13 protein-coding genes are annotated in these 14145 nt (G+C 68.2%); 2 read left to right on the plus strand and 11 right to left on the minus strand.

Features of this window, described 5'->3' with window-relative positions:
• Positions 1–108: 108 nt before the first annotated feature.
• From BJY18_RS21620 to hxlA, 6 genes are all read right to left on the minus strand, one after another.
• Positions 109–894, minus strand: coding sequence for a DUF2382 domain-containing protein (locus tag BJY18_RS21620; protein WP_184781684.1), 786 nt, complete (start codon positions 892–894; stop codon positions 109–111).
• A gap of 189 nt (positions 895–1083) precedes the next feature.
• Positions 1084–2466: an ATP-dependent 6-phosphofructokinase gene (locus BJY18_RS21625; RefSeq protein ID WP_184781685.1), complete on the minus strand. Its 1383-nt coding sequence runs from the start codon at positions 2464–2466 to the stop codon at positions 1084–1086.
• Between the two features lie 45 nt (positions 2467–2511).
• Positions 2512–3480, minus strand: coding sequence for a class II fructose-bisphosphatase (gene glpX, locus BJY18_RS21630; RefSeq protein ID WP_184781686.1), 969 nt, complete (start codon positions 3478–3480; stop codon positions 2512–2514).
• Positions 3481–3538: 58 nt separating this feature from the next.
• The gene (hxlB, locus tag BJY18_RS21635; RefSeq protein ID WP_184781687.1) at positions 3539–4126 is read right to left on the minus strand and encodes a 6-phospho-3-hexuloisomerase; all 588 of its coding nucleotides are present in this window, start codon (positions 4124–4126) and stop codon (positions 3539–3541) included.
• A 258-nt stretch (positions 4127–4384) separates the two neighbouring features.
• Positions 4385–6517: a transketolase gene (tkt, locus tag BJY18_RS21640; RefSeq protein WP_184781688.1), complete on the minus strand. Its 2133-nt coding sequence runs from the start codon at positions 6515–6517 to the stop codon at positions 4385–4387.
• A 62-nt stretch (positions 6518–6579) separates the two neighbouring features.
• The gene (gene hxlA / locus BJY18_RS21645; protein ID WP_184781689.1) at positions 6580–7209 is read right to left on the minus strand and encodes a 3-hexulose-6-phosphate synthase; all 630 of its coding nucleotides are present in this window, start codon (positions 7207–7209) and stop codon (positions 6580–6582) included.
• Between the two features lie 195 nt (positions 7210–7404).
• Between hxlA and rpe the strand changes: the two genes are divergently transcribed.
• Complete coding sequence (gene rpe / locus BJY18_RS21650) at positions 7405–8085, plus strand: ribulose-phosphate 3-epimerase (RefSeq protein ID WP_184784764.1); 681 nt, start codon at positions 7405–7407, stop codon at positions 8083–8085.
• A 43-nt stretch (positions 8086–8128) separates the two neighbouring features.
• On the opposite strand, the gene BJY18_RS21655 is transcribed toward rpe, so the two are convergent.
• Positions 8129–9580 (minus strand): DNA-binding protein, encoded by a 1452-nt coding sequence (locus BJY18_RS21655; RefSeq protein WP_184781690.1) that lies wholly within the window; start codon positions 9578–9580, stop codon positions 8129–8131.
• 201 nt (positions 9581–9781) lie between these two features.
• Positions 9782–9952: a hypothetical protein gene (locus BJY18_RS21660; protein ID WP_184781691.1), complete on the minus strand. Its 171-nt coding sequence runs from the start codon at positions 9950–9952 to the stop codon at positions 9782–9784.
• Between the two features lie 155 nt (positions 9953–10107).
• Between BJY18_RS21660 and BJY18_RS21665 the strand changes: the two genes are divergently transcribed.
• Positions 10108–11502, plus strand: coding sequence for a DNA-binding protein (locus tag BJY18_RS21665; protein ID WP_184781692.1), 1395 nt, complete (start codon positions 10108–10110; stop codon positions 11500–11502).
• A gap of 35 nt (positions 11503–11537) precedes the next feature.
• Here the strand turns inward: BJY18_RS21665 and BJY18_RS21670 are convergent, their stop codons facing one another.
• The 3 genes from BJY18_RS21670 to BJY18_RS21680 form a co-directional block, all read right to left on the minus strand.
• Positions 11538–11744, minus strand: coding sequence for a recombination activating protein 1 (locus tag BJY18_RS21670; RefSeq protein ID WP_184781693.1), 207 nt, complete (start codon positions 11742–11744; stop codon positions 11538–11540).
• Between the two features lie 170 nt (positions 11745–11914).
• Positions 11915–13597 (minus strand): PQQ-dependent dehydrogenase, methanol/ethanol family, encoded by a 1683-nt coding sequence (locus BJY18_RS21675; protein WP_184781694.1) that lies wholly within the window; start codon positions 13595–13597, stop codon positions 11915–11917.
• A 17-nt stretch (positions 13598–13614) separates the two neighbouring features.
• Entirely contained in the window at positions 13615–14070 is a 456-nt protein-coding gene (locus BJY18_RS21680; protein ID WP_184781695.1) for an MSMEG_3727 family PQQ-associated protein, read from the minus strand.
• Between the last annotated feature and the right edge of the window lie 75 nt (positions 14071–14145).

Here is a 14145-nt window from a genome sequence, read left to right on the forward strand (position 1 = left end):
TCTGACCGAGGTTTTCCTACCCTGATCGGTTGGTCTCACGAATTCTTTTTTTCGCAGTCGTGAGTGGCCACGCCGGTTCCCATCGGCGTGGCCACTCACAGGTTCTGCTCAACGGCGGCGCTGGGTGTCGTCGTCGACGTCGATTTCTTCCCTGCGGACCTGCCCGTGCACGGTCTCTTCCTCGGTGACCTGCTGCTTGTCCAGCCGCACCTTCTCCACCGGGACCGTTTCGGTGTTCACGACCGGTTTCTCGGCGTGCAGGGTGACTTCCTGCTCGCCCTCCTCGATCCGGGCCTCGCCCGGCTCGCCGCGCTCGATCGGTTCGCGCTCCACCCGGACCTCTTCGTGGCGTACCGGAACCTTCATCTCCTGTTCCTCGGTCACCACGTACTTACGCAACCGTACGTGCCCGGTTTCCACCGACTCGGTCCCCACGCGAAGCCGTTCTTCCGAACGGGTCACCTCGGCATTCTCGCCACGCGCCGCGTGCTCACCCGGGGCAGCCTTCCTACGGCCGGTGCCCGGTACCGCCCCGGCTGCGGGCTGGGCGCCCTCGCCAGGATTCTGCGCGTGCCGGCCGGACTGCTGCAGCCCGTAGTAGCGGTAGAGCTCGTCACCTTCGTCAGTGGAGAGATGGCCGTCGGCGTCGATCTGCGGCGCGTCGGAGACCTTCTGCTTCGGCACCTGGGCCACGACGTCCTCGTCCCGGAGCACCGCGCCCTGCAGGGGGACGAAACTTTCCTTGTGCCCGAACATGCCGGTCTTGACCGTCATCCACTCCGGATCCCCGGTGTCGTCCGAGAGATACACCGAGCCGATCTTCCCCAGTTTCTCACCGTCACGGTCGAGCGCGGTGCTGCCGACCAGTTGCTGAGGGTCGAGATTGCGAGTCATGCCCTGTCCTTTCCTGGGGGTGCCAGCGCCTCGCGCTGCCCTTCATGGACGTTCGTGTCCATCGGATACCCAGGTCCGGCGACCATCCCGCCGCACGACCGTCCCGCCACACCAACGAGCGACCCCCGCGTCCGCGCGACCCCAGCGCTACGCGCCCGAGCGCTTCTCGTGTGAGTGACAAGTGGGGTGTCAGCAGAACCCGATGCGGACCATCCCACGGTCGCGCGCCGGACCGAACACCGCCGGCTGACAGGTGGTTTCGAGCACGGACATCCACAGGTCGCCGTCGGGGTCGACCTGGTTGCGCCGGCTGGTCATCAGGGACAACGGGACATGCACGAAACGGCGCCGCCACCGCGCGACCGCGGCCTCGGTACGACCGGCCATGGCAGCGTGCACCGCGGCATGGGCCAGCCGCAGGCAGTAAACGCTGTCGTAGGCGTTGGCGGCGATGCTGCGGACCGCGTAGCTCGGGTCGATGTAGCGCATCGTCGGGGACAGGCCGACCGCGGTCAGGTGCGCGGTGATGCTCGCCTGCAGCAGGCCGCCGATGTCACCGAGTTTGAGGTTGCCCGAGGCGTCGGTGCCGCGTCCGTTCTGCTGCGGCAGGCCGTGTTCTTCGAGAAGCTCCTGCCCCGCCCCCTCGGCGAGGACGATGACCACGTGTCCCTTCGTGCGTACGTGCTGCTCGACGTGGGCCAGCAGGCCGTCCGGTCCGCCGAGTGCGAAGGGAATTTCGGGGATCAGCACGATGTCCGCGGCATTGGCCGCCAGCGCGGCGTAGCTGGCGATGAATCCCGAGTGCCGGCCCATCAGCTTCACGATCCCGACGCCGTTGAGGCCGGCCGCGGCTTCGACGGCGACCGCGGAGATGAAGTCGGTGGCCCGCGCGAAGGCGCTCTGGAAACCGAACGACTGATCGGTGAACGGCAGATCGTTGTCGATCGTCTTCGGCACCCCGATGACCGCGATGTCCAGCCCCCGCGCGCGGATGGCCTCGCTGAGGAACGTCGCCGCGCGCATTCCCCCGTCGCCACCGATGACGAACATGATGTCGATGCCTCGCGAAACGAGGGTGTCGACCATTTCGTCGGCGTCCTGGCCACCACGCGAGCTGCCCAGGATCGTGCCGCCGGCGTTGTGGATGTCGCGCACGCGGTCCGGCGTCAGTTCGATGGTGTCGTCGCGGTGCGCGGCGGTCAGTCCCTGCAGGCCGTTGCGGAAGCCCAGCACCTGTTTGACCTGGTAGTGCACGTAGATTTCCTGGACGAGACCGCGGATCACGTTGTTGAGCCCGGGACACAGCCCCCCGCAGGTGACGATGCCCGCGGTCACCTGCGAGGGATCGAAGTAGATCTTCCGGCGCGGCCCGGCGGCCTCGAAACTCGGAATGCGGCCGAGGGGCAGACCGTGGTCGGCGAGCATGGAAACGGTGTCCTCGAGCAGGACGCGATCGCCTTCCGCGACGTAGTGCGGGGACGTCTGCTTGGTGGACAGCGTCTCGGAGAACGGCGAGTCGTAGCGGCATTCGCCGAGCCGGCGAACGCGGAGGTCGTCCAGATGCAACGTCACCGGATCTCCTTGATCGTGATGGTCCGTTTCGAGGCGGTTCACTGCCTACTCGAAGGTGGTGTGCGTGATGTGCCGGACTTCTCCCCGGGAGATCAGGAGCGATTCGGCGATCGTCGTGCCATTGCTTTTCCGCGGACGTCCGACGAGTGGGCCGCCGTTGACGCCGGTGGCGACGAAGAAGGCATCGCCTGCGACCAGTTCGGCGCCGGTGTAGACGCGGTCGAGGGACAGACCTGCCGCCCGGATGTTGTCCGCTTCCTCGTCCCGCTGCGGGGCCAGCCTGCCCAGCATGCCGCCACCGAGCGCCTGGACCGCAGCGGCGGTCAGCACACCCTCGGGCGTGCCGCCGACCCCGATGAGCAGGTCGATGTCGAGCGTCGGCAGAAGTACCGCCAGGCTCCCCCCGACATCACCGCCCGCCGGGGTCTGCACGGCCGCGCCCGCACGCACCACACGGGCGATCAGCTCCTTGTGCCGCGGCTTGTCCATGATGACCACGCGGAGTTCGCCGACCTGCTTGCCGAGGGCCTTCGCGACGTTGGCCAAGGTCTGCTCGGGCGGGTCGTCCAGATCGATGACGTCCTTCGCCCGGGGCGGCACCACGATCTTGTCCATGTAGAACCCCGGGCCGGGCGACCAGAACGTTCCCGCGTCGCCGAACGCGATCGTCGCCAGTGCGCCGGGCAGGTCGTGCGCGCAGAACGAGGTTCCCTCGAGGGGATCGACGGCGATGTCGAAGTCCGGTCCCTGGCCGTTGCCCACGATCTCGCCGTTGAACAACATCGGGGCGTCGTCCTTCTCGCCCTCCCCGATGACCACCCTTCCCCGCCCGGGTGCGTCGGCCAGTGCCGCGCGCATCGCCGTGGTCGCCGCCGCGTCGGCGGCTTTCTGGTCGCCGCGGCCCACCCAGGGATAGCTGGCCAGCGCGGCACCACGGGTCGCGGCCAGCGCCACCGACTCCAGAGTGTGGAGATCGCCGGAAGTCCGCGGCGCGACCTCGCTCCGATACTGCATCTGGGGCTCCATTCTCGTCGGTGGCATCAGGACGCCGGAGTTCGCGATGACGGTGCAATCACTCGAGATTCGCGTGCAGCCGCCACAGCTCGCGGGCCTGCGTCCCGCTCGTCTGCCACAGCGTGTGGAACAGCGCGTCGGTGATCAGTAGCACGGACTGTTCGAACAGGCTGCCCGCGTACTGGACGGAGGCGGTCCCGTCGAAGTCCTGCTTGTCCGCGGCCGGGATGATCAGGACCTCGGTGGCGGCCTTGGCCAACGCCGAATCCGCGGCCGTGGTCAGCGCGATCACGTTCGCGCCCTGGTCACGGGCGGTCTGGGCGGCCCGCACCACGCGGGCGGTCGAGCCCGAGCCCGAAGCCGCCACGAGCACGTCGCCCGAACCGATCGCGGGAGCGGTCACCTCCCCGACGACGTGGGTGGGAAGCCCAAGGTGCATGAACCGCATCGCGGCCATCTGCAGGGCGAGCCCACTGCGCCCGGTGCCGATCGTGAACACCGTCGGTGCCTTGAGCAACAGGGCACCGGCACGAATCCAGGCGGGCGAGTGCACGCCCGCGCTCACCTTGTCCACCTCCCCGACGACGGCCCGCGCCGCGTCCGAGAACTGGCTGGAGTCAAGCTTTTTCGTGGTCGACTGCGTCAACGAGATCTTCCTCCACTTGCCGGGCGGACGGCATTCGCCGGTCACTTCGCCGGGTACGGTGCACACGCCATCGCGCGGATCGTGTCAGCGGCACCGATGAGCCGCTCAGACCACGATGATTCTCGACATTCGCGGTGCCCGGCAAGGCTTACGACATTGGGAAGCACTATCCCGTAATTGGCATAACGAATGCTGGCCGAAAGCACGACAAGGCGGCCCCGGCAGACTTGCCGGGGCCGCCGGTGCGAACGGCCGGTATCAATTCGGTCGCACGGAACGCACACTTCGTCGTGCCGCTTCGACCACGGCCTCGGTCGTGATGCCGAACTCGCGGAACAGGGTTTTGAAGTCCGCCGAGGCACCGAAATGCTCCAGCGACACGATTTCACCGCTGTCGCCGGCGAATCGGTGCCACGGCTGCGCCGTGCCCGCTTCGACGATCACGCGCGCGCGGACCGACGGGGGCAGCACCCGGTCCCGGTACGACCGGTCCTGCCGGTCGAACCACTCCACGCACGGCATGGACACCACCCGCGTGGCCACGCCTTCGGCTTCGAGGATTTCCCTGGCCGCCACGGCGAGCTGGACCTCGGATCCGGTGCCGACGAGCACCACCTCGGGGCTGCCCGAGGACGCCTCCGCGAGCACGTAACCGCCGCGCGCCACGCCTTCGGCGGAGGTGCCCGCCAGGATCGGCAGGTCCTGACGGCTCAGCGCCAGCCCTGCCGGACCGCTGGTGTCCTCCAGCACGGCCTTCCACGCGTGCGCGGTCTCGTTCGCGTCGGCCGGGCGCACCACCGACATCCCGGGAATGACGCGCAGCGAGGCCAGCTGCTCGACGGGCTGGTGGGTCGGGCCGTCCTCACCGAGGCCGATCGAATCGTGGGTCCACACGTAGATCGTCGGCAGCTTCATCAACGCGGCCAGGCGCACCGCCGGACGCATGTAGTCGCTGAAGATCAGGAACGTACCGCCGTACGGGCGGGTTCCCCCGTGCAGCGCGATGCCGTTGAGGATCGACCCCATCGCGTGCTCGCGGATTCCGAAGTGCAGCGTCCGGCCGTACGGGTTGGCCTGCCAGGCGTTCGTCGAGATCTCGGCCGGACCGAAGGAGTCCGCGCCCTTGATCGTGGTGTTGTTGCTCTCGGCCAGATCCGCCGACCCGCCCCAGAGTTCGGGCAGCACCGCGCCGAGCTCGGCCAGCACCGCGGCCGAGGCCTTGCGCGTGGCGACCGCCTTGCCGCCGGTCTCCCAGCTGGGCAGGCCCGCGGCCCAGCCGGCGGGCAGCTCGCGCTTGCTGATGCGGTCCAGCAACGCCTTGCGTTCCGGATTGCCCCGCGCCCATGCGTCGAACTCGAGCTGCCACTTCTCGTGATCGGCCCGGCCCCGTTCGGTCACCGCACGGGTATGACGCAGGACCTCGTCGTCGACCTGGAAGCTGCGCTCCGCTTCGAAACCGACGGCGAGTTTGACCGCCGCGAGCTCCTCGGCGCCCAGCGCGGCGCCGTGCACCTTGCCGGTGTTCATCTTCGTCGGTGCCGGATAGCCGATCACGGTACGCAGCACGATCAGGGTCGGACGGGTGGTCTCGGCCCTGGCCTGCTCGACCGCGTCCAGGAATCCGGTCACGTCCTCGCCACCGTGGACCGTGACGACGTGCCAGCCGTAGGACTCGTAGCGCTTCGCGGTGTCCTCGGACAGCGCGATGCGGGTGTCGTCCTCGATGGAGATCTCGTTGCTGTCGTAGATCACCGTGAGGTTGCCGAGCTGCTGCGTTCCGGCCAGCGACGAAGCCTCGGAGGTGACGCCCTCCTCGATGTCGCCGTCCGAGGCGATCACGTAGACCTGATGGTCGAACACGCTGCGGCCCGGCTCGGCGTCCGGATCGAACAGCCCGCGCTCGCGGCGGGCGGCCATGGCCATGCCGACCGCGTTGGCCAGGCCCTGGCCGAGCGGGCCGGTGGTGGTCTCGACGCCGGTGGTGTGCCCGTACTCGGGGTGGCCAGGGGTCAGCGAATCCCACCTGCGCAAGGCTTTCAGATCGTCGAGTTCCAGTCCGTAGCCGGAGAGGAACAGCTGGATGTAGAGGGTGAGGCTCGAATGGCCGGCCGAGAGCACGAACCGGTCCCGGCCGATCCACTGCGCGTCACCCGGGTCGTGCCGCAGGACCCGCTGGAACAGCGCGTAGGCGACGGGCGCGAGACTCATGGCCGTGCCGGGGTGCCCGCTGCCGCAGTTCTCGACAGCATCCGCGGCCAGCACCCGTGCGGTGTCGACCGCGCGCCGGTCCAGCTCCGTCCAGTCCTCGGGAACTCGCCTGGTGGTCAAGCGAGCGACGTCGTCGGTCGATTCGATCGCCCGGTGTCTCGGGATCGATTCCTGTGCTGCCATGGACGCGCACTCCTGATGAATTCGGTGTTTTCGGGAATTCGCGCTCTCGGCGCGGTGTGGGGTCAGGCGGTGGCGTGTTTTTTGAGTTCTTTCGCGGCGGCGGCGGGGTCGGTGGCGTTGTAGATCGCGCCACCGGCGACCGCGACCTTCGCACCCGCCTCGCGCACCGACCCGATCGTGTCGATCTTCACCCCACCAGCGATCGAGAACGGCACCCCCGCCTGACGACCATCCTCGAGCAACGTGGCGATCGTGTACCCCGGACGGGCCTGCTCGTCCAGACCCGCATGAATCTCCACGAACGACACCCCCAGCTTCGCCACCTCACGAATCCGCGCCACCCGACCCTCGGTCACCGTGATCATGTCCGCCACCACACTCTTGCCGTACTTACGACCCGCCGCGACCGCACCCCGCACCGTGTCATCATCAGCGGCACCCATCACCGTCACCAGGTCCGCACCCGCCTCGAACGCCAACCCCGCCTCCAACTCACCCGCATCCGCCGTCTTCAAATCCACGAACACCAGCTTGTCCGGATGCGCAGCCTTCACCGCACTCACCGCACCGATCCCCACCGACTTCACCAACGGAGTCCCCAACTCCAAAATATCCACAAACTCCGCCACCTGATTCGCCAACGTCAACGCCGACGGCAAATCCACCACATCCAACGCCACCTGCAACTCCACAACACCCTCCACAACACTCACAACCAACAACGGACACGCCACCAGCCTCACACCAGCAACCCCCACAACAATTCCCCCCAACCCCACCACCCACAACACCCCACCACATGCAAAAACCCAATCCACCAATACACACAACAAATAGCCACCGGGTTCGCCGGCTGCTTTACGCTGAGTTTCGTGACTAAGCAGCCGTTGATCGCGCCGTCCATCCTCTCCGCCGACTTCGCCCGGCTCGCCGACGAAGTGGCCGTGGTGGAAGGGCAGCAGGGCCGAGGAGCCGACTGGCTGCACGTGGACGTCATGGACGCGCATTTCGTGCCGAACCTGACGCTGGGCCTGCCGGTCGTGCAGTCACTGCTGGCGACCACCGGACTGCCGGTGGATTGCCATCTGATGATCGAGAATCCGGATCGCTGGGCGATCGGTTACGCGGAAGCGGGTTCCTACAACGTGACCGTGCACGTCGAGGCCGCCGACGACCCGGTCAAGCTCGCGAAGAACCTGCGGGCCGCGGGTGCGAAGGCGGGGCTGGCGATCAAGCCGGACACACCCCTTGAGCCCTACCTCGACGTGCTCAAGCACTACGACACGTTGCTGGTCATGTCCGTGGAGCCCGGTTTCGGCGGCCAGAAGTTCATCGCCGAGGTCCTCGGCAAGGTGCGCACGGCGCGGACGATGGTCGACACCGGCCACCTGAACCTGGTGGTGGAGATCGACGGCGGCATCAACACCGGCACGATCGAACAGGCGGCCGAAGCCGGTGTCGACTGCTTCGTGGCCGGTTCGGCCGTCTACGCCGCCGACGACCCGGCACGTGCCGTGGCGGGGCTGCGCAGCCAGGCGGCGGCCTCCTCCACGCACCGCAGGCGTTGATTCCCGCCGGAACCCCTTGTTCGGCCCGATGACGGCCGGTGGCTCACACCCCGAGCATGCGTCGCAGCTCCGGGGCGTGCCGCCGGGAAACGGGAACGAACTCGTGTGAACGGGAGTCCATGATCAGGAACAGTTCGCCCTTGATGCCGCGCTCCAGCTCGGCGACCCGGCGGAGGTTGACGAGGAAACGCCGGTGCACCCGGCTGAACCCGTAGGGCGTCAGCAACCGTTCGACGTTTTCCAGGCCGCGGGTGGCGGCCTGGATCCTGCCCCGTTCCGTGCTGAGCCACACGATGTTCCGGTCGGCCTCGGCATAGCGGATCTCCGACGGAGCGAGCAGGACCAGCCGGTCGTTGCGCATTCCGATGACCCGTCTTGGCAGTGGACCGGCCGCGGCTTCCGACGGGCTCTCGTAAGGTTCGCCTTCCTGCACCCCGAAAGCGCACAGCATGCCCACCACGTGGTTCGCGTCGACAACGGGCCGCATCGTCAGCGAGGTGGCGTCCTCGCCGGGCCCCATCGGCAGACACGCGTAGCCGCTCCAGTCGGTGGCCGCCTGTGCCCGGTCCTTGGCCCACCGCACCACGCCGGACAGCCCGGAGATCTCCGGCATCCAGCGTTGCGCCGGTTCGATCGCCCCCGCGGCGATGGGGGTCTCCCCGGTCAGTCCGAGCAACGAGACCGCCGCTTCGTTGGCCGCGACCACGTTCCCGCCACGGTCGATCGCCATGAACGGACCGCTGAACTGGGCGGATTTCCGGTTGAACTCGAAGATGACCTTGTCGGCCTCGTAGACAGCGCGCCGGTAGATCTCCTGCTCGACGCAGGCGACCGCCGTCGTCAGCCACGCCGGGACGAGCTCGGACAGCGACGCGTTCCACCGCGAGATGTTGATCGACGCGACCGGTGAACCCGTCACCACGTCGCGGATGGAAATGCCCGCGCAGGCCCACTGGTGGAAGGCTTCACACCAGTGCTCCGGCCCCGTCACGGTCACCGGGCCGGACATCTCGAGTGAGGTCCCCATCCCGTTCGTTCCGGTGCACTGCTCCGACCACGACGACCACGGAGCCAGGTTGTGCAGTTCGGCCCGGCGCTGCGCGGTCGGGTCGCCCCAGCTCCCGAGAACGCGCCCGTCCCCGTCGGTGACCGTGACGACGGCGCCGTCCCGCTCCACTTCCTTGCCCGCCAACGCACCCAGCCCGCCGAGCGCGGTGAAGATGACACCGTTGTCGATGCGTTCCGCGGCCTCGCTGCGGGCCCCCGGCGCGACGTCCAGCGTCCGGTCCACGTCGTACCGGTCCCGGCACCGGTACCAGGAGGCCAGTATCTCGGGCCGTACTCCCGTTTCCACGTCCTCACCGGCGGCGAAGCTTTCCCACGCGCGAGCCACTTCCCTCGCGGACGACGTGGTCACCAGCGAACCACCGGGCCCGCGGTCACGACCGCTGCGCCTGCTCGGTGCGATCGCCAGCGGCGGCACTGTCCCGGTCATCGCCACCTCCTTGTCGCCTGGCGCGCCGGGGTTTTCTGGGACCACCGGGCGGTGACGGAAAAGCCAACGTAACCCCGCGCCGTACGACATTGCAAGACATGTTCGTGTCGTTCAACCACTTGCCTGTAGACAATCAAGATCGGCTGTCGGTCGCCGGAAAAACCGGGCAATCCGTCGGACGGACAACCACGGCGGACGCCTTCACAACACGTGGTCGATCAGCGAAACATCATGCGGCACAACAGCAATGCGGGTCAAGCCGGGCATACTGGAGGCCGCGCACCCGAACACCGCGCAGCGACCGCTGGTGTGCCGATGGCCACCGGTCGTCGCCGTCGCGCGACCGTTCGTCAGTCGTTCGCGCGCGGTCATCCCAGTTCGCTTGCCCTCGGCTGACCGGAGAGCTTAGCTTCGGCGACGGCCAAGCGACGGGGCAAGGCCCGGCACTCCAGGCGGTACACGAGCGGTCACCGAAACCGCGCGCGAGTACGCCATCCGGGTTGGCGACAGACCAAAGGCGGTCTCACATGGCACAGGTACGCCGGCTCGAACCGACCTCTCGCGGCCGCGGCGAGGCCACGGTGCACGGCGCCTGGGAGCGGTTCGTGGCGGGCGGGGACGACCTCCGCGGCGTACGCCCCGAGATCGCGATCTCCTGGCACCGGTGCCGGGACCAGTACCGGGTCGACCCGTACCTCACCGAAGCCCCGGTGGCCGTCGCGGAAGTCGACCACGCGCTCGAGCACGACGGCGTGATCGCCGAGCTCGGCTTCCGCGCCGCCTCGCTGGCGCACGAGGTCAGCACTCTCGGCGGCATCGTGACCATCACCGACGCCGGCGGCCGCGTCCTGGCCCAATGGGGAGACCAGGCCACGCGCACCGTCGCCGACGACGCCAACCTGGCACCGTGGTTCTGCTGGTCGGAGGGCGCCACCGGGACCAACGGCATGGGCACCGCGCTGATGTCCTACACCCCGGTGCTGATCCGCGGAGCCGAGCACTGGTGCCAGGCCTTCCACGACTGGACCTGCGCCGGCGTGGCGGTACGGGACGTGGTGACCAGGAAACCGGTGGCAGTGCTCAACATCTCGTGCTGGCGCGGCGAGCTCCCCTCGGCCGCGGCAGCGTGGCTCGGCAACGCCGCCACGGTCACCCAGCGCATCCTGCGCCGGCGTGCCCAGGACGACGGTGCCGAGCTGATCGCGGCCTTCAACGACGCCAGGTCGCGCTCGAGCGCGGCACTCGCGGCCGTGGACTCCGCGGGCCGGGTGGTGCTCGCCGACGACACCGCGGGCGTGCTGCTCGGTATCCCTGGCTCCACGCCGGCGCCCGACCCCGCGGTGCGGTGGAAGCCGGAACTGCCGGAATTCATCCGGGCCGCCGGATATGCCGCGAAACAGGCCACCCGCGATCCCGGCTGGGTCGGCTCGACCCAGATCTTCACCCGGCTCGCCAACGAACCGATGTCCATCAGCTTCCGGCCGGTGTTTCTGTCCGGGCACCTGGTCGGCAACCTCGTCTCGTTCGGAGTATCCGGCGGGGATCCGTTGCCGCGCACGGGTAACGACAGCCCGATCCAGACGCAGCCGCACCGGGTCGTCGCGATCCGCGGCAACCGGATGGTCCTGCTGCAGCTCCCGGAAGTCTCGTTCGCGCAGTCGGACGGCAACGACGTGTGGCTGTCCACGGACGAAGGACGGCTGCGCTCCGCCTCGCCGGGCCTCGACAAACTCGAGACCGAGCTGAGCGATTCGGGCTTCCTGCGCGTGCACCGGCAGTACGTGGTGAACCTCAGCCGCATCCGCGAGGTCGAGCGCCGGTTCAAGGGCGAGCTGTTCCTGGTCATGGACGACCAGGAGAAGACGATGGTGCCGGTTTCCCGCCGGAACACCCCGGTGGTCCGGCGGGCGCTGAACATCTGAGACGCTTCCCGGCTACGGCAACCCCGCGGGGTGGTTCACCCTCGGTACCGGTGCACGTCGCACACGCAGTACATGAGACGACAGCTGAAGCACGCGGGCTTGTCCACGCAGGTGATGCACGGCCCGCAGCGCACCGGCTCGGTGTGCCGCGCGACGTCTTCGGGCCCGTAGGCCTCCCCGCAGTACTGGCACGGCAGAAGCCTGGGTCCGTTGTCCTGCTGGGGCACCGACGACTGGTTCATCAGATCACCTGTAGTTTCCGTCCGCTGGTTCCGCACGGCCGGGTGCGCATGCGGGAACCCGCCCGTGCTCGGGCCGTCCCACGGACGGCCCGAGCACGGGCGGGAAAAGGAGTTACCTCGGGCCTCGCTCAGTACGCTTCAGTCCCGTTCCCGAGCACAGCCGTTCCCGATCACAGGGCGAACGTGATCAGCGCGGCACCGTGCCCCTGCCCGGACAGGCCGGGGACGATGCCTTCCAGCCAGCCGCCCCAGCCGACCGGCACCGAGATGTACTGCTTGCCCTCGACGGTGAAGGTGCTCGGGCTGCTGTGGTGCCCGCTGCCGCACTGGAAACTCCACAGCTTCTCACCGGTTTCGGCGTGCAGCGCCAGGAACTCGCCCGCGGGCGTACCCGCGAACACCACGTTCCCCGCGGTGCTCAGTGTCGACGCGGCCATCGGCATGTTGGTGAGCCGGTGGCGCCACTTCTCCTCACCGTGGGAGTCGAACGCGCTGACCGACCCGGCCATGTTGTCGATGTCGACCTCGACGGCGGCACCCCAGTACGGCATGCCTTCCTTGAACTCGCGTCGACGCCGGGTGGCCGTGGCGCCCACGTCGGCCACCGGGACGTAGAACAGGTCGTGGTCCGGGTTGTACGAGGCGTGCGTCCATTCCTTCGCGCCGGCGGGGCCGGGGAAGAAGTGGCAGGGCTCGCCCTCCTTGTCCGGGTATTTCCGGGGCAGGAACTTGCCGTCGCGGGTGATGGCGCCCCAGTCGATCCGGTCGACGAACGGAGTGACGTGCTGCAGCTCGCCGTTGGTGCGGTCGAGGACGAACATGTACCCGTTCTTGTCGAAGTGGGCGAGCAGCTTCTTGCCGTCCCGCTCGAACAGGGTCATCTCCATCGTGGAGTCGTAGTCCCACAGGTCGTGCGGGGTGAACTGGTAGTGCCACTTGATCTCGCCGGTGTCGACGTCGAGTGCCACCACGCTGTCGGTGTAGAGGTTGTCGCCCTCCCGGACCTCACCGTCGAAGTCGGGAGCCGGGTTGCCGGTGCCCGCGAAGTAGAGGTTCAGCTCCGGGTCGTAGGTTCCGGTGACCCAGTGGTTCGCGCCACCGCGCTGCCAGGCCTCGCCGTCGGCGGGCCAGGTCTCCGAGCCCGGCTCACCGGGCTTCGGCACGGTGTAGGTGCGCCAGCGCTGCTCACCGGTTTCGAGGTCCCAGCAGTCGATGTGACCGCGGACGCCGTACTCGCCACCGGCGGAACCGGTGATGAGGGTGTCCTTGATGACCAGCGGAGCCAGCGAAGCACTCTCACCCGCCCGCACGTCACCGATGGTCTTCTGCCAGACCTTCCGGCCGTTGGTGGCGTCGAGCGCCACCAGCTGGGCGTTCTGGGTCACCATGTAGACCTTGCCGTTCGCCACCGCGCAGCCGCGGTTGACGTTGGCACAGCACAGCGTCACGTCGATCGGGATCGCGTGCTTGTAGCGCCACAGCTGCTCGCCGGTCTTGGCGTCCAGCGCCCAGAGCCAGCCGTCCCAGCCGGTCACGAACATGACGCCGTCGACGACGAGCGGGCAGGCCTCGAACGCATACGTCGAGGTGGAGGCGATCATCCCGGTCGCGCCGGCCTGGAAGATCCAGGCGACCTTGAGGTTCTTGACGTTGTCGACGTTGATCTCGTCGAGCAGGCTGTGCCGCTTGCCGTCGTAGTCGCCGTAGTAGGTGATCCAGTTCTGGGATTCACTGCGCGCCTGGAGGATGCGCTCGTAGTTGACGCCGCGCGTCACGTCCGGCGCGCTGTGCGGCAGATTGGAGAGCTGACCGTGGTCGAACGCCTTGCCGGCATCGACGTATTCGAGTGTCATGGGTGGTTCCTGCCTTTCTACGGACGCGGCTGGGCGGGGCGGTCGAGCTTCGCTTCCGGCGGCACCTCACCGGTCACGACGATGGCGGCCTGCAGGCCCCGGCCCTCGTCGTTGCCGGCGGGCGAGCCGTACCAGTAGCAGCCGGGGCCGTCCAGTTCGAGGGTCGCGCTGCCCTTCGAGTGGTTCAGCAGGCCGATGAACTGCCGGTCGCCGTTACTGGGCAGCAGGCAGGCGTGGGTGTTCTTGTCGTCGTTGATGATCGTCAGCTCGAGAGTGCCGCCGTGCGGCAGGATCAGCACGCCCGGCTCCCAGGCCATCGCGTCCTCCGGGATCCGGATGGTCGCTTCCATCGTCCCGTCGGCACGCTCGACCGCCTTGGCGATCGAGCCGGTCCCGAGCACGGCACCGATCGTCGCCCTGTTCTGTCCGCCGAGCTCGGCCAGGAGATCCTCTCGTTCCTGGGCAATCGTCATCGGACTTCACCTCCTCGTCAGCAAAAATGCAGGTTCTGACAGAATTCGCGGAACACGTTGATTTCCCGAAAGCGC

Origin of the sequence: Amycolatopsis jiangsuensis (genome assembly GCF_014204865.1) — a bacterium.
GTDB lineage: Bacteria > Actinomycetota > Actinomycetes > Mycobacteriales > Pseudonocardiaceae > Amycolatopsis > Amycolatopsis jiangsuensis.